Below are 19,654 nucleotides of genomic sequence, written 5' to 3'. Positions count from 1 at the left end.
TTTCCCTATCCTTTGCCGGATTGTCGAACCGCGCAATGCGAAGGGAACCTATGTTGAAACATTATGGGGAAACGCCGGGCGGACGCCTTTACAACCTGCGCGGCTGCCGCGTATCCGAGCCGATCGTCCAGCCGTGGGGCGGCGGATGCCGGATCGTCGAATGGATCGACGACGAAGGGCGTCTCGCGCGCCGCGTCGTGTCCGAGGACGTCACGGAAGCCGAGGTCGTCGCGGTAATCCGGCGGCCGACCGAAGGGCGGCGTCACCTGATGGGCGACGACGAGCAGATGCCGCGCGATACGTTGCCGCGACGCTGAGTGAATCGCGCGGCTGTCGCAGGCCGAAGCAGCAACGACAAGGAGGCCGGGCCAGCGCGTCCGGCCTCGTCGTTTCAGGGCCCGTGTCACCCGGCGCGGCCGCGCCGCCTGTAGTCGCTGACGCACCGGCGGGCGCCGCATCGCCGATCGCGCACCGGCCGAGACGGTGCGCGCGCCGAGATCAGCCGATCTGCTCGAGTTCTTCGTGCACCGCGAGCCAGTCGGCCTCGACCGTTTCGAGCCGCGCATTGACCTCGCCCAGCTTGCGGATCGCTTCGGTCAGTTCCGTCTTGCGCGCGGCGTCGTAGCTCGCCGGATCGGCGACGAACGCATCGAGGCGCGCCTTCTCCGCGTGCAGCGTTTCCATCTCCTTTTCGAGCTTCGTGATGCGGTTCTGCAGCGGTTTCTTCAACTGCGACAGCCGCTGACGCTCCTCGGCAGCCTGACGCTTCTGGTCCTTGCGATTCACGCCCGGATCGGCGCCCGCCGCCGCGCTGTCGGCCTTCGCGGCCGCTCGCTGCTCGGCTGCATGCTGCAGCAGCCAGTCGCGGTAGTCGTCGAGGTCGCCGTCGAACGGCTGCAGACGATGCTTCGCGACGAGCATGAACTGATCGGTGGTCGCGCGCAGCAGGTGGCGATCGTGCGACACGAGGATCAGCGTGCCTTCGAATTGCGCGAGCGCCATCGTCAGCGCGTGACGCGTCTCGAGGTCGAGGTGGTTGGTCGGTTCGTCGAGCAGCAGCAGGTTCGGCTTCTGCCAGATGATCAGCGCGAGCGCGAGCCGCGCTTTCTCGCCGCCGGAGAACGGGCCGACGGGGCTCGTCGCCATGTCGCCGGAGAAGTTGAAGCCGCCGAGGAAGTCGCGCAGTTCCTGTTCGCGCGTGTCGGGTGCGAGCCGCGCGAGATGCGCGAGCGGCGAATCGTCCTCGCGCAGCGTTTCGAGCTGATGCTGCGCGAAATAGCCGATCGTCAGCCCCTTGCCGTCGCGCACGTGCCCCGACAGCGGCGCGAGCGTGCCGGCCAGCGTCTTGATCAGCGTCGACTTGCCCTGGCCGTTCGCGCCGAGCAGGCCGATGCGCTGCCCGTTCTGGATCGACAGCGTGACGCGCTCGACGATCGGGATCTCGGCGCCGTCGTCGGCATGGTAGCCGCAGCGCACGTCTTCCATCACCATCATCGGGTTCGGCGCGGCGTCGGGCGTGCGGAATTCGAACGTGAACGGCGACGCGATGTGCGCCGGCGCGATCAGCTCCATCTTCTCGAGCGCCTTCATCCGGCTCTGCGCCTGCTTGGCCTTGGTCGCCTTGGCCTTGAAGCGGTCGACGAAGCTCTGCAGATGCTCGATCGTCTTCTGCTGCTTTTCGTATGCGCTTTGCTGCAGCGCCAGTTGCTGCGCACGCAGCACCTCGAACTGCGAGTAGTTGCCGCCGTAGCGCTTCACCTGGCGGTTTTCCAGATGCAGCGTGACGTTGCAGATCGAGTCGAGGAATTCGCGGTCGTGCGAGATCACGACCAGCGTGCCGGCGTAGCGGTGCAGCCAGTCTTCGAGCCAGACGATCGCGTCGAGGTCGAGGTGGTTGGTCGGCTCGTCGAGCAGCAGCAGGTCGGAGCGGCACATCAGCGCCTGCGCGAGGTTCAGGCGCATGCGCCAGCCGCCGGAGAAGCTCGCGACCGATTCGCGCGTCTGCGCGAGCGTGAAGCCGAGGCCGAGCAGCAGCGCTTCCGCGCGCGCCGGCGCGGTATAGCCGTCGGCGTCGGCGAATGCCGCGTGCGCGTCGGCTTCGGCCGCACCGTCATGCGCGGCCGACGCGGCGGCGATGCGCGCCTCGATCTCGCGCAGCGCGGTGTCGCCGTCGAGCGTGTAGTCGAGCGCCGAGCGGTCGACGGCAGGCGTTTCCTGCGACACGTGGGCGATCCGCCACGACGGCGGCATCGAGAAATCGCCTCCGTCGGAATGCAGCTCGCCGCGCAGGACCGAGAACAGCGTCGATTTGCCGGCGCCGTTCGCGCCGATCAGGCCGGCCTTCTCGCCGGGATTGAGCACGAACGAGGCCGATTCGAACAACGGCTTGGTGCCGCGCGCAAGGCTGAACTGATTGAAACGGATCACGGCGGGAATGACTGGCCAAAACCGCTATTCTAGACTGCGCGCGGGTCGCGCCGGAGATCGGCCGTTCGGCATATCCCGCAACGGCGCGATTTCGCCTAGACTCCACGTCGATCCGGTTTCGTAAAAGGAGTGCCCGATGTCCACCCTGTATTCGTTCAGCGCCGACACGCTCGCCGGCCAGCCGGTGTCGCTCGACACGTATCGCGGCAAGGTGCTGCTGATCGTCAACACCGCGAGCGAGTGTGGCTTCACGCCGCAGTATGCGGGCCTGCAGAAGCTGTACGACCACTACGCAGCGCGCGGCTTCGTCGTGCTCGGCTTCCCGTGCAACCAGTTCGGCAAGCAGGAGCCGGGCGATGCCACGCAGATCGGTGCGTTCTGCGAGCGCAACTATGGCGTCACGTTCCCGATGTTCGCGAAGATCGACGTGAAGGGCGAGCACGCGCATCCGCTGTACCGCTACCTGACCGACGAGGCGCCCGGCATCCTCGGCCTGAAGGCGATCAAGTGGAACTTCACGAAATTCCTGATCGACCGTGACGGGCGGATCGTCAAGCGCTATGCGCCGTCGACGAAGCCCGAGGACATCGCCGCGGATATCGACAAGCTGCTCTGAGCGTTTGAAGCGGCGAGCGGGCTGACGGGGCGGACGTGCCGGATGTGCCGCGCCTGCGTCGCCAGGCAGCAGCGTATCCAGGCGTGCGGCACCGGGGCAGGCCGCGCGCGGCTGGCGCCGGCCCTACAGGATCGGCGCGAACAGGCGCGCGACGTGCATCGCGATGCGCCGCCACGCCGCCGAGTGCCGATACTCGTTCGCATCGACCTCGTAGGCCTCGGCGAAGTCGGCTTCGAGCATCGCTTCGACCTCGTCGGCGAACGCGCGGTCGACGGTCAGCACCATGATCTCGAAGTTGAGGCGGAACGAGCGATTGTCGAGATTCGCGCTGCCGACCGCGGCGGCGCTGCGGTCGATCAGCACGACTTTCTGGTGCAGGAAGCCGGGCCGGTAGCGGAACACCTTGACGCCCGCGTCGACGAGGTCGCGCGCATAGAGCTTCGACGCCTCGAACACGACGTAGTGGTCGCGCCGGCTCGGGATCAGGATGCGCACGTCGACGCCGCGCATTACCGCGAGCTTCAGCGCGGCGATCACCGCTTCGTCGGGCACGAGATACGGCGTCGTGATCCACACCCGTTCGCGCGCCGCGTTGATCGCCTCGACGAAGAACAGCGAGCCGGTTTCCTGTTTGTCGGCCGGCCCCATCGGCACCGCGAGGCAATGCATCGCGTCGTCGGGCAGCGCCGCAGGCGGGGCGGCGAGCGGCGGCAGCGTCTGCGTCGCCCAGTGCCAGTCTTCGGCGAACACGTACTGGATGCTGGCGACCACCGGGCCGCGGATTTCGATATGGGTGTCGCGCCACGGCGACAGCCGCCGGTTCGCACCGAGATACTCGACGCCGATGTTGTGTCCGCCGACGAACGCGCGATTGCCGTCGACGACGACGATCTTGCGATGGTTGCGGAAGTTCAGCTGGAAGCGGTTGACGAACTTGCGGTGGGTCGCGAACGGCGTGACCTCGACGCCGCCGCGGCGCAGCGTGTCGACGTAGCTGCGCGGCAGGTCGAAACTGCCGATGCTGTCGTACAGCACGTAACAGCGCACGCCGGCCGCCGCGCGCGCAAGCAGCGCGTCGCTCAGCATCTGGCCGAGCGCGTCGTCGCGCACGATGAAGAACTGGACGATCACGTAATCGCGTGCGGCGTCGATCGCCGACAGGATCGCCGAGAAGGTCGCATCGCCGTTCACGAGCGTGCGCACCGCATTGCCGCCGACGAACGGCATGCCGCCGAGCCGCGTCAGCGCGCGAACGGCCGCACGGCCGATCGCGTCGGTGGCCGGCCCGTCCGTTGCGGCCGTCTCGAGCCACGGCGCGCGCGGCGTGTGCGTGCGCAACGCCTTCGTTTCCTGGCGCCGTGCGTCGACGTAACCGGAGAACTTGCTGCGGCCAAGGAACAGATAGGGGATGAGCGTCAGGTACGGCATGGCCGCGAGCGACACGGCCCATGCGATCGCGCCTTGCGACGTGCGTGTGTTCATGACCGCGTGAAACGCCGCGACGATCCCGAGCACGTGGATGGCCAGGATCAGGGTGCCGAGATGTAGCCAGTCGAGGGTCATGGGCGCGTGACGGACTCCTGAAGTCATGCGGCGCGGCGGCCGCTCACGCGCATCTTACCGAACCGTGCGAGGCAGCGGTGTGCCGTGCCGCACGGTTCGGTTGTCGCGCGCCGTTCAGGCCTTGCGCGGCAGGTCGGACGCCTGGATCAGGAACACGGTGTCGTCGCCCGCGCTGGTGGGCAGCCACGTGAGTTCGAGGCCGCCGAACGCGGCCTCGACGTGCTCGCGCTCGTTGCCGATCTCGACGACGAGCACGCCGTCGTCGTGCAGCCATTTGTGCGCTTGCGCGATGATTCGCCGCACGATGTCCATCCCGTCGTCGCCGCCGGCGAGTGCCATCTCGGGCTCGTGCCGGTACTCGGGCGGCAGCGCCGCCATCGATGCCGCGTTCACGTACGGCGGGTTCGTGAGGATCACGTCGTAGCGTGCGTCGGGTTCCGCGCGGAACGCGGGCAGCGGCGCGTACAGATCGCCGCGGTGCAGCGTGATGCGATCGTCGAGGCCGTAGTCGCGCACGTTGATCGCAGCGACTTCGAGCGCCTTGTCCGACAAGTCGACCGCGTCGATCTCGGCGTTCGGGAACGCGCTGGCCGCGAGGATCGCGAGGCAGCCCGAGCCGGTGCACAGCTCGAGCACCGCGCCGACTTGCTCGGGGTCGGCGACATACGGCTGCAGCCCGTCGTCGAGCAGCTCGCCGATGAACGAGCGCGGCACGATCACGCGCTCGTCGACGTAGAAGCGGTGGCCGTGCATCCACGCTTCATGCGTGAGATAAGCGGCCGGCACGCGCTCCGTCGCGCGTCGTTCGATCACCGCGAGCACGGCCGCGATTTCGTCGGGCAGCAGGCGCGCATCGAGGAACGGCTCGAGCGTGTCGAGCGGCAGGTCGAGCGTGTGCAGCACGAGGTACGCGGCTTCGTCGTACGCATTGTCCGAGCCGTGGCCGAACGCGAGCTTCGCCTTCGAGAAACGCGTGACCGCGTAGCGCAGCAGGTCGCGAACAGTTGCAAAAGGTGTCGTCATGCGAGGCTCCGTCAGGCGATCAGTTGTTCGAGCACGCCGCGATACACGTTCTTCAGCGGGTCGATGAAGCGCAATTCGATGTGTTCGTCGATCTTGTGGATGCTGCCGTTCGGCGGGCCGAACTCGATCACCTGCGGGCAGATGCGCGCGATGAAGCGCCCGTCGGACGTGCCGCCCGTCGTCGACAACTCGGTCGTGAGGCCGGTCTCCGCGCGGATCGCGTTCTCGAGCGCGCTCGACAGCTCGCCGCGCGGCGTAAGGAACGGCAGGCCGCTCACCGACCACTTCAGCGAGTACTCGAGGCCGTGCTTGTCGAGGATCGCATGCACGCGTGCCTGCAGGCCCTCGACGGTGCTCGCCGTCGAAAAGCGGAAGTTGAACATGAGATCCGCGTGGCCGGGGATCACGTTGGTCGCGCCGGTGCCCGCGTGCAGGTTCGACACCTGCCACGTGGTCGGCGGGAAGTATTCGTTGCCTTCGTCCCACTGTTCGGCGGCGAGTTCGGCGAGCGCCGGCGCGAGCAGGTGGATCGGGTTCTTCGCGAGGTGCGGATACGCAATGTGGCCCTGCACGCCCTTGACGATCAGTTCGCCCGACATCGAGCCGCGGCGGCCGTTCTTCACGACGTCGCCGAGTTCGGCGGTCGACGTCGGCTCGCCGACGATGCAGTAGTCGACACGTTCGCCGCGCGCTTCGAGCAGCTCGACGACCTTCACGGTGCCGTCGGTGGCCGGGCCTTCCTCGTCGCTCGTGATCAGGAACGCGATCGCGCCGCGGTGGCCGGGATGGGCGGCGACGAACTCCTCGGACGCGACGACGAACGCCGCGAGCGACGTCTTCATGTCGGCCGCGCCGCGGCCGTACAGCTTGCCGTCGCGATGCGCGGGAACGAACGGCGGCGACGTCCACTGCTCGAGCGGACCGGTCGGCACGACGTCGGTATGGCCCGCGAACGCGAGCAGCTTGCCGTCACGGCCGTCGGTGCCGCGCTTGACGGCCCACAGGTTGGTCACGCCGTGCGACGCGATGGTCTCGCATTCGAAGCCGAGCGCGGCAAGGCGCTCGGTCATGATCTGCTGGCAGTGCTGGTCGTCGGGTGTGACGGACGCGCGCGCGATCAGCTGTTCGGTAAGGGCTAGGGTGGCGGACATGGTTCGGACCACTTTCGATAAAAAATGCCGGCGCGGGGGCCGGCAGCGATGAGACGTCGGGCGCAGCGCGGGCGCAGCGCGCGCGGCCCTAGGCGGCAAACAGCGCCGCGTACTGGTCGGCGGCGAAGCCGAGCGATTTCACGCGGCCGTTGACGACGAGCACCGGGCGCTTGATGACCGACGGCTTGTGGATCATCAGCGCGACCGCGCCGGACTTCGTTTCCGCGGCCGCCTTCATCGCGTCGTCCAGGCCGCGCCACGTCGTGCCGCGCTTGTTCACGAGCGCGTCGAGCGACACGTCCTTCAGCCAGTCCTCGACGAGCGGTGCGCTGACGCCGAGCTTCTTGAAGTCGTGGAACTCGAACTCGACGCCGTGCTCGTCGAGCCACACGCGGGCTTTCTTCACGGTGTCGCAGTTCGGGATCCCGTAGACGACCACGGTGCGCGGCTTGGCCATCAGTCGCCTCGCAGCAGCTCGTTCAGGCCGACCTTCGCGCGGGTCTTTGCGTCGACCTTCTTCACGATCACCGCGCAGTACAGGCTGTGCGAGCCGTCCTTCGACGGCAGGTTGCCGGCGACGACGACCGAGCCGGCCGGGATGCGGCCATAGCTGACTTCGCCGGTTTCGCGATCGTAGATCTTCGTGCTCTGGCCGAGGTACACGCCCATCGAGATCACCGAGTTCTCCTCGACGATCACGCCTTCGACAACTTCCGAGCGCGCGCCGATGAAGCAGTTGTCTTCGATGATGACCGGGTTCGCCTGCAGCGGCTCGAGCACGCCGCCGATGCCGACGCCGCCCGACAGGTGCACGTTCTTGCCGATCTGCGCGCACGAGCCGACCGTCGCCCACGTGTCGACCATCGTGCCTTCGTCGACGTACGCGCCGATGTTGGTGTACGACGGCATCAGCACGACGTTCTTCGCGATGAACGAGCCGCGGCGCGCGATGGCCGGCGGCACGACGCGGAAGCCGCCCGCGGCGAAGTCTTCGGCCGTGTAGTTCGCGAACTTCGATGGCACCTTGTCGTAGAACTGCGAGTAGCCGCCGGCCGGCATCGGCGCGTTGTCCTCCAGGCGGAACGACAGCAGCACGGCCTTCTTCAGCCACTGGTGCACGGTCCAGTTGCCGTCGATCTTCTCGGCGACGCGCAGCGCACCTTTGTCGAGCTGCTCGATCGCGTGAGCGACGGCTTCGCGGACTTCGGCGGGCGCGGCCTTCGGCGACAGCTCGGCGCGGTTTTCCCAGGCGGTATCGATGATTTGCTGAAGTTGTTGCGACATGTTCGTTTTCGCAGGAGGTGAATGGAATTGATCGGGATGGACGTCTTACCGCGCGAGTGAGCGGCAGAAGTCGACGATGCGTTGCGCGCCCTCGACGCATTCGGGGGTGCCCGCGACGAGCGCGATCCGGATGAAATCGCGGCCCGGATTCGTGCCGTGCGCGTCGCGCGCGAGGTACGAGCCGGGCAGAACCGTCACATTATAGTCGGCGTACAGGCGGCGGGCGAACTCGGTGTCCGACAGGCCGGTGCGCGCGACGTTGGCCCACAGGTAGAACGCGGCGTCGGGCAGCTTCACGTCGATCACGCCGGCGAGCATCGGCGTGACCGTGTTGAACTTCTGCAGATACAGCGCGCGGTTCTCGCGCACGTGCGCCTCGTCGTTCCACGCGGCGATGCTCGCGTGCTGCCACACCGGCGACAGCGCGGCGCCGTGGTACGTGCGGTACAGCAGGAATTTCTTCAGCAGCGCGGCGTCGCCGGCGACGAAGCCGGAGCGCATGCCGGGCACGTTCGAGCGCTTCGACAGGCTCGACAGCATCACGAGCCGCTCGAAGCCGCGGCCGAGGCGGTGCGCGGCCTCGAGGCCGCCCAGCGGCGGCGCCGCTTCGTCGAAGTAGATCTCCGAATAGCACTCGTCGGACGCGATCACGAAGCCGTGGCGATCCGACAGCGCGAACAGCTCGCGCCAGTCGTCGAGCGTCAGCACGGCGCCGGTCGGGTTGCCCGGCGAGCACACGTACAGCAGCTGCGTGCGCGCCCACACTTCGTCGGGCACGGCCGCGTAGTCGCACGCGTAGTTGCGCGCTGGGTCGCTGTTCGCGAAATAGGGTTCGGCACCGGCCAGGAGCGCCGCGCCTTCGTAAATTTGATAGAAAGGATTCGGACAGAGTACGATCGCTTTCTTGCCGTCCGCGCGCGGGCTCGCGTCGATCACCGTCTGCGCGAGCGAGAACAGCGCCTCGCGGGAGCCCGACACCGGCAGCACCTGCGTGGCCGGATCGATCGCCGGCAGCCCGTAGCGGCGTTCGAGCCACTGCGCGACCGACGTGCGCAGCGCGTCCGAGCCGGCCGTGGCCGGGTACGACGCGAGGCCGTCGAGCGCGGCCACCACGGCGTCGCGGATCAGCGCGGGCGTCGGGTGCTTGGGCTCGCCGATGCCGAAGCTGATCGGTTTCAGGCCCGCGGCGGGCGTCACGTCCTTGAACAGGGCGCGCAGCTTTTCGAAGGGATAGGGCTGGAGCGAGTCGAGTCGAGGGTTCACGGGCGAAGCGGCCATCGCGGCCGGTTGGAGCGAAAGGGGCGGCGCAGCTGCCGCACGGCTGCGAACGGGCGCCGGGCGCGCTGTTCGCAACGGACGATTATAGCGTGATGCAATGCGGTCACGGCCCGCCGGAACGGCGGCCGGGCCGGTCGAACAAAGGGTATCGAATCAAATGAACAACGCGGTACGCGGCAGCCTGCCGACGCTGGCCATCCTGGTCGGCGCGTCGGTATGGGGCCTGATCTGGTATCCGCTGCGGATCCTCGCGTCGCTCGGCCTGACCGGCACGCTTGCCAGCGCGCTGACGAGCGCCGTCGCGTTCGTGTTCGTGATCGTCGTGCGGCACCGCACGATCGCGACGCTGCGCTGGCACTGGGTGCTGCCGGGCATCGCGATCACGGCCGGCGTGACCAACCTCGGCTTCGTGTGGGGCACGATCCACGGCGAAGTGCTGCGCGTGATGCTGCTGTTCTATCTGACGCCGGCATGGACGGCGATCTACGCGCACTTCCTGCTGCGCGAGCGGCTGAGCTGGGCCGGCGCCGGCCTCGCGGCGCTGTCGATCGGCGGCGCGATGCTGATGCTGTGGTCGCCGAAGCTCGGTGTGCCGCTGCCGGCCAATCCCGCCGAATGGGCGGGCCTCGCGGCGGGCCTGAGTTTCGCGATGAGCAACGTGCTCGTGATCAAGGCGAGCCGCGAGTTGCCGGAGATGCGCGCCGAGATGCGCACCGCGACGCTGTTCGGCGGCGCGGCGGTGTTCGGCGCGATCGCGTCGCTGGTCGAGGGGCTGCCGGCCGCGCCGGCAGGCGCGGACCTCGGTCCCGCCGCGCTGATCGTCGTCGCGATCGGCGTGACGATGGCCGCGAACAACCTGCTCGTGCAGTACGGGCTCGCGCGCGTGCCGGCGAACCGCGCGTCGATCATCATGCTGTTCGAGATCGTGATCACCGCGCTGTCGGCGTGGGTGTTCGCGAACGAACTGCCCAGCGCGCGCGAGTGGGCGGGCGGCGTGTGCATCGTGCTGGCGACGCTGCTGTCGAGCCGGGTTCATCGGGCCGCGCCCGCATCGGGCAAACCCGGCGGCGGGCGGGACGGCGCACGCGCGATGGTATGATTGAAGCCGTTTGCGGGGCCCAACGCTTCAGATGCGCGCGGCCCCGCTTTTGAATTCCGGGGCGCACCGCGCGCACGGGCCGTCCGGCTCCGCGCGGCGCGTCCCCGTCCGTTTCACACCTTCTTCACATCCGATACCGCCGTGCGTCTGAGCTCGATCAAACTCGCTGGCTTCAAATCCTTCGTCGATCCCACGCATTTCCAGGTTCCGGGCCAGCTAGTCGGCGTGGTGGGCCCGAACGGGTGCGGCAAGTCCAACATCATCGACGCCGTGCGCTGGGTGCTCGGCGAGTCGCGTGCGTCCGAGCTGCGCGGCGAGTCGATGCAGGACGTGATCTTCAACGGCTCGACCGCACGCAAACCCGGCAGCCGGGCGAGCGTGGAGCTGATCTTCGACAACTCCGACGGCCGCGCGGCCGGACAGTGGGGCCAGTACGGCGAGATCGCCGTGAAGCGGGTGCTCACGCGCGACGGCACGTCGAGCTACTACATCAACAACCTGCCGGCGCGCCGCCGCGACATCCAGGACATCTTCCTCGGCACGGGCCTCGGGCCGCGTGCGTACGCGATCATCGGGCAGGGGATGATCGCGCGGATCATCGAGGCGAAGCCGGAAGAGCTGCGCGTGTTCCTCGAGGAAGCCGCAGGCGTGTCGAAGTACAAGGAGCGCCGCCGCGAGACCGAGAACCGCCTGCACGACACGCGCGAGAACCTGACGCGCGTCGAGGACATCGTCCGCGAGCTCGGCGCGAACCTCGAGAAGCTCGAGGCGCAGGCCGTCGTCGCGACCAAGTACAAGGAACTCGTCGCCGACGGCGAGGAGAAGCAGCGTCTGTTGTGGCTGCTGCGCAAGAACGAGGCCGCGGGCGAGCAGCAGAAACAGCAGCGCGCGATCGAGCAGGCCCAGATCGACCTCGACGCGCAGACGGCGAAGCTGCGCGAAGTCGAGGCGCAGCTCGAGACGCTGCGCGTCGCGCATTACTCGGCGAGCGACGCGATGCAGGGCGCGCAGGGCGCACTCTACGAAGCGAACGCGGAAGTGAGCCGCCTCGAGGCCGAGATCAAGTTCATCGTCGAATCGCGCAACCGCGTGCAGGCGCAGATCGCCGCGCTGAACGCGCAGCGCGAGCAATGGCGCGCTCAGGCCGAGAAAGCGCAGGACGAGCTCGAGGAAGCCGAAGAGGCGCGTGCGATTGCCGACGAGAAGGCCGCGCTCGCCGAGGACAACGCCGCCGCGAAGCACGACGCGCTGCCGGCGCTCGAAGCGAAATGGCGCGATGCGCAGGCGCAGCTCAACGACGAGCGCGCGCGGATCGCGCAGACCGAACAGTCGCTGAAGCTCGAGGCCGCGCACCAGCGCAACGCCGACCAGCAGCTCCAGCAACTTCAGCAGCGCCACGAGCGCCTGAAGGCCGAGGCGGGCGGGCTCGACGCGCCGGACGAAGCGCAGCTCGAGGAGTTGCGCATGCAGCTCGCCGAGCAGGAAGAGATTCTCGCGGAAGCGCAGGCACGTCTTGGCGATGCCCAGGAGGCGCTGCCGCGCCTTGACGGCGAGCGCCGGGCCGCGCAGGAGCGCGTGCAGGCGGAAAGCGCGCAGATTCACCAGCTCGAGGCGCGGCTGGCTGCGCTCAAGCAGCTGCAGGAGAACGTGCAGACCGAAGGCAAGATCCAGCCGTGGCTCGACAAGCACGAGCTCGGCGCGCTGCCGCGTCTGTGGAAGAAGCTGCACGTCGAAGCCGGCTGGGAAGCGGCGCTCGAAGCCGTGCTGCGCGAGCGCCTCGCCGCGCTCGAAGTGTCGAATCTCGACTGGGTGAAGGCGTTCGCGACCGATGCGCCGCCCGCGAAGCTCGCGTTCTACGCGCCGCCGCCGGCCGGTGAAGCGCCGGCCGCACCCGCCGGCCTGCGCCCGGTGCTGTCGCTCGTGCGCATCGACGACGCGGGTATCCGTGCGGTGCTGAACGACTGGCTGGGCAACGTGTACGTTGCCGACGACGTCGCGCAGGCGCTCGCGACGCGCGCGCAACTGCCCGCGGGCGGCGCGTTCGTCGTCAAGGCAGGCCATATCGTCACGCGCGTCGGCGTGCAGCTGTACGCAGCCGATTCGGAGCAGGCCGGGATGCTGGCTCGCCAGCAGGAAATCGAAAACCTGACGCGCCAGGTGCGCGCACAGGCGCTGCTCGCCGACGACGCGCGCACGGCCGCCGTGCGCGCGGAAGCCGCGCACACGCAGGCCACGCAGGCGCTCGGCGACTTGCGCGCGCAGGCCGAACGCGCGACGCAGCGCGTGCATGCGCTGCAGATGGACGTGCTGAAGCTCGCGCAGGCGCACGAGCGTTACACGCAGCGCAGCACGCAGATCCGCGAGGAGCTCGAGGAAATCGGCGCGCAGATCGACGAGCAGCGCGCAGTGCGCGCGGAATCGGAAGCGAACTTCGAGCGTTTCGACGGCGAGCTCGCGGAGCTGCAGGCGCGCTTCGAGGACAACCAGCTCGCGTTCGAGGCGCTCGACGAATCGCTGACGCAGGCGCGCCAGGAAGCGCGCGACCTCGAGCGCGCTGCGAACGACGCGCGCTTCGCCGCGCGCAACGCGGTCACGCGGATCGACGAACTGAAGCGCAGCATCCAGGTCGCGCACGAGCAGAGCGAGCGCGTCGCCGCGTCGCTGGAAGACGCGCGCGCCGAGCTCGAAACGATCAACGAGCAGACCGCGCACACGGGCCTGCAGGATGCGCTCGAAATTCGCGCGGTGAAGGAGGAAGCGCTGCAGGCAGCGCGGATCGAACTCGACGACCTGACCGCGAAGCTGCGCGCGTCCGACGAGCAGCGTCTCGTCGCCGAGCGTTCGCTGCAGCCGCTGCGCGACCGCATCACCGAGCTGCAGCTGAAGGAGCAGGCCGCGCGCCTGGCCGTCGAGCAGTTCGCCGAACAGCTCGCGGCCGCGGAAGTCGACGAGGAAGCGCTGCGCGCCAAGCTGACGCCGGATCTGAAGCCGTCGTACCTGCAAGGCGAGGTCACGCGCCTGAACAACGCGATCAACGCGCTCGGCCCGGTGAACATGGCCGCGCTCGACGAGCTGAAGGCCGCGAGCGAGCGCAAGGTGTTCCTCGATGCGCAGTCCGCCGACCTGACCGACGCGATCACGACGCTCGAGGACGCGATCCACAAGATTGACCAGGAAACCCGCACGCTGCTGCAGGGCACGTTCGACGAAGTCAACCGTCACTTCAGCGATCTGTTCCCGCGCCTGTTTGGCGGCGGTCAGGCGAAGCTGATCATGACGGGCGACGAAATCCTCGACGCGGGCGTGCAGGTGATGGCGCAGCCGCCGGGCAAGAAGAACGCGACCATCCATTTGCTGTCGGGTGGTGAAAAGGCGCTGACCGCGACCGCGCTGGTGTTCGCGATGTTCCAGCTGAACCCGGCACCGTTCTGTCTGCTCGACGAGGTCGACGCGCCGCTCGACGACGCGAACACCGAGCGTTTCGCGAACCTGGTGCGCGCGATGTCCGACAAGACGCAGTTCCTGTTCATCTCGCACAACAAGATCGCGATGGAGATGGCGCAGCAGCTGATCGGCGTGACGATGCAGGAGCAGGGCGTGTCGCGGATCGTCGCGGTGGACATGGAAACCGCCGCGGGTTTTGCCCAGAATTGACGTTTGACGAAACCGGACCGCGTTCGCGCGGCGCATGGGCGCCCGTTCGCGGTTCCGACGACAAAGAATTGCTGATGGAGCATGCATGGACGAGTTGACACTCGGTTTGATCGGCGCCGGCGCCGTCGTGGTGGGTGGCGTCGTGGTCTACAACGCATGGCAGGGCGCAAAGGTGCGGCGCAGGATGCCGCGTCCGATGCCGGAAGAGGCGGCCGACGCGATGAATCGTCCCGAGCGCGACGACGAGCTGCCGTTCATCGAGCCGGTGCGCCAGCCTGTGCGTCGGGAAGCCGCGGCGTCGGCACCGGCTGCCGCCGCGGGTGCGTCCGCCGAAGCCGCGCGTGTCGAGCCGACCTTCGGCGGCGCAGCGTCAAGCGGTGCGGCGCCCGCGGACACGCCGGCCGATCTGCAGGCCGAGGCCACCGACACCGACACGCCGTCGGAGTCTGCCGAGTCGGCCGGGCAGGCCGTCGATGAAGGTGCGGTCGCGGCCACGCAGGAAGCGCCGGCCGCGGACGCGGCGAACGAGCCGGCCGAACCCGTGCTACCGGCCGCGACCACGATTTCGTCGGCACCGCCGGCGATCGTCGACCGCCGGATCGACTGCATCGTGCCGATCCGCCTGGGCGCGCCGCTGCCGGGCGACAAGATCCTGCCGGTCGCGCAGCGGCTGCGCCGCGCGGGCAGCAAGCCCGTGCATATCGAAGGCAAGCCGGAAGGCGGCCAGTGGGAGCTGCTGCAGAACGGCGTGCGCTATGAAGAGCTGCGCGCGGCCGCGCAGCTCGCGAACCGCAGCGGCGCGCTGAACGAACTGGAATTCTCCGAGTTCGTCACGGGCGTCCAGCAGTTCGCCGACGCAATCGACGGCGCACCGGAATTTCCGGACATGATGGAGACGGTCGCGATGGCGCGCGAGCTCGACGGCTTCGCCGCGCAGTGCGACGCGCAGCTGTCGATCAACGTGATGTCGGATGGCGCGCCGTGGTCCGCGAACTACGTGCAGGCCGTCGCTTCGCAGGACGGGCTGCTGCTGTCGCGCGACGGCACGCGGTTCGTGAAGCTCGACGCGAAGCAGAACCCGGTGTTCATGCTGCAGTTCGGCGATACGAATTTCCTGCGCGACGACCTCACGTACAAGGGCGGCAACATGATCACGCTGATCCTCGACGTGCCGGTCGCCGAAGAGGACATCCTGCCGTTCCGGCTGATGTGCGACTACGCAAAGTCGCTGTCCGAGCGAATCGGTGCGCGGGTCGTCGACGATTCTCGCCGGCCGCTGCCGGAATCGACGCTCGTCGCGATCGATCAGCAACTGATGAAGCTGTACGCGAAGCTCGAGGAAGCCGGCATCCCGGCCGGTTCGCCGGTCACGCGCCGGCTCTTCAGCCAGTAACGCGTCCCGCGTGCGGCGGCCCGCGCTGCCGCCGCACGCCGCTGCTGCAGTGCACACACGCCGCGTGCATGCGTTGCAGCGGGCCGGCGCGGCACGCATCGTGCCCCCGCCGCGGCGTCAAACTGAGATAATCGAACATCCGATTTTCCAGAACGAATCTGCCGCCAGCATGGCCCGAACCCAAGCCGAACCGCCAGCCAGCCAGCCCGATGCGCGCGCCGCGTGGCTGCGCGACCAACTCGAGCGGGCGAACTACGCCTATTACGTGCTCGACCAGCCGGACCTGCCCGACGCCGAATACGACCGGTTGTTCGGCGAGCTGCAGCAACTTGAAGCCGATCATCCCGAACTCGTGACGCCCGATTCGCCGACGCAGCGCGTCGGCGGCGAAGTCGCGAGCGGCTTCACGCCGGTCGTCCACGACGCGCCGATGCTGTCGCTGAACAACGGCTTCGCCGACGACGACATCGTCGCGTTCGACAAGCGCGTCGCCGATGCGCTCGCGAAGGCCACCGATCTCGCCGGCTCGGTGACGGACCCTGTCGAATACGCGTGCGAGCTGAAGTTCGACGGGCTCGCGATCTCGCTGCGCTACGAGCGCGGCGTGTTCGTGCAGGCCGCGACGCGCGGCGACGGCACGACCGGCGAAGACGTGACCGAGAACGTCCGCACGATCCGCTCGATCCCGCTGAAGCTGAAGGGCGCACACGTGCCGGCCGTGCTCGACGTGCGCGGCGAGGTGCTGATGTTCAAGCGCGATTTCGCACGCCTGAACGAACGCCAGCGCGCGGCCGAGCAGCGCGAATTCGCGAACCCGCGCAATGCGGCGGCCGGCAGCCTGCGTCAGCTCGATCCGAAGATCACCGCGCAGCGTCCGTTGTCGTTCTTCGCGTACGGGATCGGCGTGCTCGACGGGATGCCGATACCCGACACACACAGCGCGCTGCTCGACTGGTACGAGTCGCTCGGCCTGCCGGTGAATCGCGAACGCGCGGTCGTGCACGGCGCGGACGGCTTGCTCGGCTTCTTCCGCAAGGTCGGCGAGAAGCGCGATGCGCTGCCGTACGACATCGACGGCGTCGTCTACAAGGTGAACCGGCGCGACGAACAGGACCGCCTCGGCTTCGTGTCGCGCGCGCCGCGCTTCGCGCTTGCGCACAAATTCCCCGCGCAGGAAGCGCTGACGAAGCTCGTCGCGATCGACGTGCAGGTCGGCCGCACCGGCGCGATCACGCCGGTCGCGCGGCTCGAGCCGGTGTTCGTCGGCGGCGCGACCGTGACGAACGCGACGCTGCACAACGAGGATGAAGTGCGCCGCAAGGACATCCGGATCGGCGACACGGTGATCGTGCGGCGCGCGGGCGACGTGATTCCGGAAGTGGTCGGCGCGCTGCTGGACCGCCGTCCGGCCGATGCGGCCGAGTTCGTGATGCCGACCGAGTGCCCGGTGTGCGGCTCGAAGATCGAGCGCCTGCCCGACGAGGCGATCGCGCGCTGCACGGGCGGCCTGTTCTGTCCGGCGCAGCGCAAGCAGGCGTTGTGGCACTTCGCGCAGCGCCGCGCGCTCGACATCGACGGGCTCGGCGAGAAGATCATCGATCAGCTCGTCGAACTGAATCTCGTGCGCACACCGGCCGACCTGTTCAATCTCGGCTTCGCGACGCTCGCGGAGCTCGACCGGTTCGCGGAGAAATCCGCGCAGAACCTGCTCGACTCGCTCGAGAAGGCGAAGCACACGACGCTCGCACGCTTCATCTACGGGCTCGGCATCCGTCATGTCGGCGAATCGACCGCGAAGGATCTCGCGAAGCATTTCGGGTCGCTGGACCCGATCATGGACGCGTCGATCGACGAACTGCTCGAAGTGAACGACGTCGGGCCGATCGTCGCCGAGTCGATTCACCAGTTCTTCGCGGAAGAGCACAACCGCACGGTGATCGAGCAGTTGCGCGCGCCCGGCAAGGTCACGTGGCCGGAAGGGCCGCCCGCGCCGAAGGCGCCGCAGGGCGTGCTGGCCGGCAAGACGGTCGTGCTGACGGGCACGCTGCCGAACCTCACGCGCGACGCGGCGAAGGAGATGCTCGAAGCGGCGGGCGCGAAGGTCGCCGGGTCGGTATCGAAGAAGACGGATTACGTGGTCGCGGGCGCCGAAGCGGGCAGCAAGCTCGCGAAGGCCGAGGAACTCGGCATCCCCGTACTGGACGAAGACGGACTGCATCAACTCCTGGAGGGCAATACGCCATGATTCGCGAGATCCTGAAGATGGGCGACCCGCGCCTGCTCGAAATCGCCAAGCCGGTCGAGCGGTTCGACACGCCCGACCTGCACGAGATCGTCGCGGACATGTTCGAGACGATGCACCACGCGAACGGGGCGGGGCTCGCCGCGCCGCAGATCGGCATCGGGCTGCAGATCATCATCTTCGGCTTCGGCAGCAACAACCGCTATCCGGACGCGCCGCCCGTGCCCGAGACCGTGCTGATCAACCCGAAGCTCGAATACATGCCGCCGGACATGGAAGAAGGCTGGGAAGGCTGCCTGTCGGTGCCGGGCATGCGCGGGGTCGTGAGCCGCTATGCGAAGGTGCGCTACAGCGGCTACGACCAGTTCGGCGCGAAGATCGACCGCGTCGCCGAGGGCTTCCACGCGCGGGTCGTCCAGCACGAATACGATCACCTGATCGGCAAGCTGTATCCGATGCGGATCACCGACTTCACGCGGTTCGGCTTCACCGAGGTGCTGTTCCCCGGCCTCGATCCGGCCAGCGACGACTGACGGGCCGGCACGCGGCGGCGCGGTGCGCCGTGCTGCGTGTCGTCGTCGCGCCGGAAATGAAAAAGCCCGCTTGCGCGGGCTTTTTCATTGCGCGGCACGTGCCGGCGATCAGAACGACTCGTCGGCCGACAGATAGCGCCATTGCCCTTGCGGCAGCGCGCCGAGCATCACGCGGCCCATCCGCACGCGCTTCAGGCCGATCACTTCGAGACCGACGAGTTCGCACATGCGGCGGATCTGGCGCTTCTTGCCTTCGCGCAGCACGAAGCGCAGCTGCTCGCCGTTCTGCCAGCTGACCATTGCAGGCTTCAGCGGCACGCCGTCGAGCTCGAGGCCGTGGCGCAGTTTCGCGAGCGATTCGGCCGGGAAGTGCTGGTCGATGTCGATCAGACGTTCGCCGAAGCGCACTCGTACCAGGTATTCCTTGTCGATGTCCGACTGCTCGCCGATCAGTTGCTTCGCGATCACGCCGTTCTGCGTGAGCACGAGCAGGCCGGTCGAGTCGATGTCGAGCCGGCCGGCCGGCGCGAGCGCGTGCAGGTGCTGCGGCGAGAAGCGAACGCCGGAGCGGTCGCCGCTCCACTGGTTCGCGCGCGTGATCAGCACCGATGCGGGTTCGTAGCCGTCTTCGGCCTGGCCGGACACGTAACCGACCGGCTTGTGCAGCAGGATCGTCACTTGCGCGGCTTGCGCGGCGCTCGCGCGCTCGTCGATCTCGATCTTCTGGTCGGGGCGGACCTTCGTGCCGAGCGTGTCGATGCGTTCGCCGTCCACGAGTACCCAACCCTTTTCGATCCATTCGTCGGCTTCGCGGCGCGAGCACAGGCCGAGCTCGGACATCCGCTTCGACAGGCGCATCAACCCGGTTTCGTCGCCGTGATCGACGTCGGCGGCGCGGCGCTTGACCGGCTGCGCGGTCTTCAGCGCGGTGCCGGTCGAGCGGCGCTCGGTGCTGCTGCGTTCGCCGAAGCCGCGCTTCGCGCCTGCGCCGGCCGGCTTGTCGCGATAGGGTGCGCGTGCGCCGCCTTCGCCGGCTGCGCGGCGCGGGCGCGCATCGTCGTCGCTGCGACGTGCGGGGCGATCGGACGGCGTGCGGCGTTCGCCGAAGCTGCGCTTCGCGTCTCCGCCTGCTGCCTTGTCGCGATAGGGTGCGCGTGCGCCGCCTTCGCTGGCTGCGCGGCGCGGGCGCGCATCGTCGTCGCTGCGACGTGCGGGGCGATCGGACGACGTGCGGCGTTCGCCGAAGCTGCGCTTCGCGCCTTCGCCTGCCGCCTTGTCGCGATACGGTGCGCGTGCGCCGCCTTCGCCTGCTGTGCGGCGCGGGCGCGCATCGTCGTCGCTGCGACGTGCGGGGCGATCGGACGGCGTGCGGCGTTCGCCGAAGCTGCGCT

At 68.4% G+C, this 19,654-nt stretch carries 15 protein-coding genes; 7 read left to right on the top strand and 8 right to left on the bottom strand.

Annotated elements, in window-relative coordinates; genetic code table 11:
* Positions 1 to 50: 50 nt before the first annotated feature.
* Positions 51 to 317, top strand: coding sequence for a DUF2866 domain-containing protein (locus tag BSE24067_RS30115; RefSeq protein ID WP_151066796.1), 267 nt, complete (start codon positions 51 to 53; stop codon positions 315 to 317).
* Positions 318 to 498: 181 nt separating this feature from the next.
* On the opposite strand, the gene BSE24067_RS30110 is transcribed toward BSE24067_RS30115, so the two are convergent.
* Positions 499 to 2,427 (bottom strand): ATP-binding cassette domain-containing protein, encoded by a 1,929-nt coding sequence (locus BSE24067_RS30110; RefSeq protein WP_151066798.1) that lies wholly within the window; start codon positions 2,425 to 2,427, stop codon positions 499 to 501.
* Positions 2,428 to 2,563: 136 nt separating this feature from the next.
* On the opposite strand from BSE24067_RS30110, the gene BSE24067_RS30105 reads away from it, so the two are divergent.
* Positions 2,564 to 3,043: a glutathione peroxidase gene (locus BSE24067_RS30105; RefSeq protein WP_151066800.1), complete on the top strand. Its 480-nt coding sequence runs from the start codon at positions 2,564 to 2,566 to the stop codon at positions 3,041 to 3,043.
* 123 nt (positions 3,044 to 3,166) lie between these two features.
* Here BSE24067_RS30105 and cls read toward each other — a convergent pair whose 3' ends face one another.
* The 6 genes from cls to dapC all read right to left on the bottom strand — a co-directional run bounded on the left by cls (position 3,167) and on the right by dapC (position 9,342).
* The gene (cls, locus tag BSE24067_RS30100) at positions 3,167 to 4,606 is read right to left on the bottom strand and encodes a cardiolipin synthase (protein ID WP_151066802.1); all 1,440 of its coding nucleotides are present in this window, start codon (positions 4,604 to 4,606) and stop codon (positions 3,167 to 3,169) included.
* 114 nt (positions 4,607 to 4,720) lie between these two features.
* On the bottom strand, positions 4,721 to 5,629 hold the full coding sequence (gene prmB, locus BSE24067_RS30095) for a 50S ribosomal protein L3 N(5)-glutamine methyltransferase (protein WP_151066804.1): 909 nt from the start codon (positions 5,627 to 5,629) through the stop codon (positions 4,721 to 4,723).
* Between the two features lie 11 nt (positions 5,630 to 5,640).
* The gene (gene dapE, locus BSE24067_RS30090) at positions 5,641 to 6,780 is read right to left on the bottom strand and encodes a succinyl-diaminopimelate desuccinylase (RefSeq protein WP_151066806.1); all 1,140 of its coding nucleotides are present in this window, start codon (positions 6,778 to 6,780) and stop codon (positions 5,641 to 5,643) included.
* An 88-nt stretch (positions 6,781 to 6,868) separates the two neighbouring features.
* On the bottom strand, positions 6,869 to 7,237 hold the full coding sequence (locus tag BSE24067_RS30085) for an ArsC family reductase (protein ID WP_011885155.1): 369 nt from the start codon (positions 7,235 to 7,237) through the stop codon (positions 6,869 to 6,871).
* Positions 7,237 to 8,064, bottom strand: coding sequence for a 2,3,4,5-tetrahydropyridine-2,6-dicarboxylate N-succinyltransferase (dapD, locus tag BSE24067_RS30080; RefSeq protein WP_009695700.1), 828 nt, complete (start codon positions 8,062 to 8,064; stop codon positions 7,237 to 7,239). The genes BSE24067_RS30085 and dapD overlap by 1 nt, the downstream gene beginning before the upstream one ends.
* A gap of 45 nt (positions 8,065 to 8,109) precedes the next feature.
* Positions 8,110 to 9,342, bottom strand: coding sequence for a succinyldiaminopimelate transaminase (gene dapC, locus BSE24067_RS30075; RefSeq protein WP_151066808.1), 1,233 nt, complete (start codon positions 9,340 to 9,342; stop codon positions 8,110 to 8,112).
* Positions 9,343 to 9,499: 157 nt separating this feature from the next.
* On the opposite strand from dapC, the gene BSE24067_RS30070 reads away from it, so the two are divergent.
* The 5 genes from BSE24067_RS30070 (at position 9,500) to def (ending at position 18,263) form a co-directional block, all read left to right on the top strand.
* The gene (locus BSE24067_RS30070) at positions 9,500 to 10,441 is read left to right on the top strand and encodes a DMT family transporter (RefSeq protein WP_151066810.1); all 942 of its coding nucleotides are present in this window, start codon (positions 9,500 to 9,502) and stop codon (positions 10,439 to 10,441) included.
* 141 nt (positions 10,442 to 10,582) lie between these two features.
* Positions 10,583 to 14,095: a chromosome segregation protein SMC gene (smc, locus tag BSE24067_RS30065; RefSeq protein ID WP_151066812.1), complete on the top strand. Its 3,513-nt coding sequence runs from the start codon at positions 10,583 to 10,585 to the stop codon at positions 14,093 to 14,095.
* Positions 14,096 to 14,180: 85 nt separating this feature from the next.
* Complete coding sequence (locus BSE24067_RS30060) at positions 14,181 to 15,488, top strand: cell division protein ZipA C-terminal FtsZ-binding domain-containing protein (RefSeq protein ID WP_151066814.1); 1,308 nt, start codon at positions 14,181 to 14,183, stop codon at positions 15,486 to 15,488.
* Between the two features lie 169 nt (positions 15,489 to 15,657).
* Positions 15,658 to 17,733: an NAD-dependent DNA ligase LigA gene (ligA, locus tag BSE24067_RS30055; RefSeq protein WP_151066816.1), complete on the top strand. Its 2,076-nt coding sequence runs from the start codon at positions 15,658 to 15,660 to the stop codon at positions 17,731 to 17,733.
* On the top strand, positions 17,730 to 18,263 hold the full coding sequence (gene def / locus BSE24067_RS30050; RefSeq protein WP_151066818.1) for a peptide deformylase: 534 nt from the start codon (positions 17,730 to 17,732) through the stop codon (positions 18,261 to 18,263). Before ligA ends, def begins: the two co-directional genes overlap by 4 nt.
* A 108-nt stretch (positions 18,264 to 18,371) precedes the next feature.
* Here def and BSE24067_RS30045 read toward each other — a convergent pair.
* Positions 18,372 to 19,654 (bottom strand): pseudouridine synthase (locus BSE24067_RS30045; RefSeq protein ID WP_174904960.1); only part of this gene is annotated, 1,283 nt, incomplete at its 5' end.

The organism is Burkholderia latens, assembly GCF_902499045.1.
Classification (GTDB): Bacteria; Pseudomonadota; Gammaproteobacteria; order Burkholderiales; family Burkholderiaceae; genus Burkholderia; species Burkholderia latens.
This window is presented reverse-complemented; position numbering and strand designations above follow the sequence as displayed.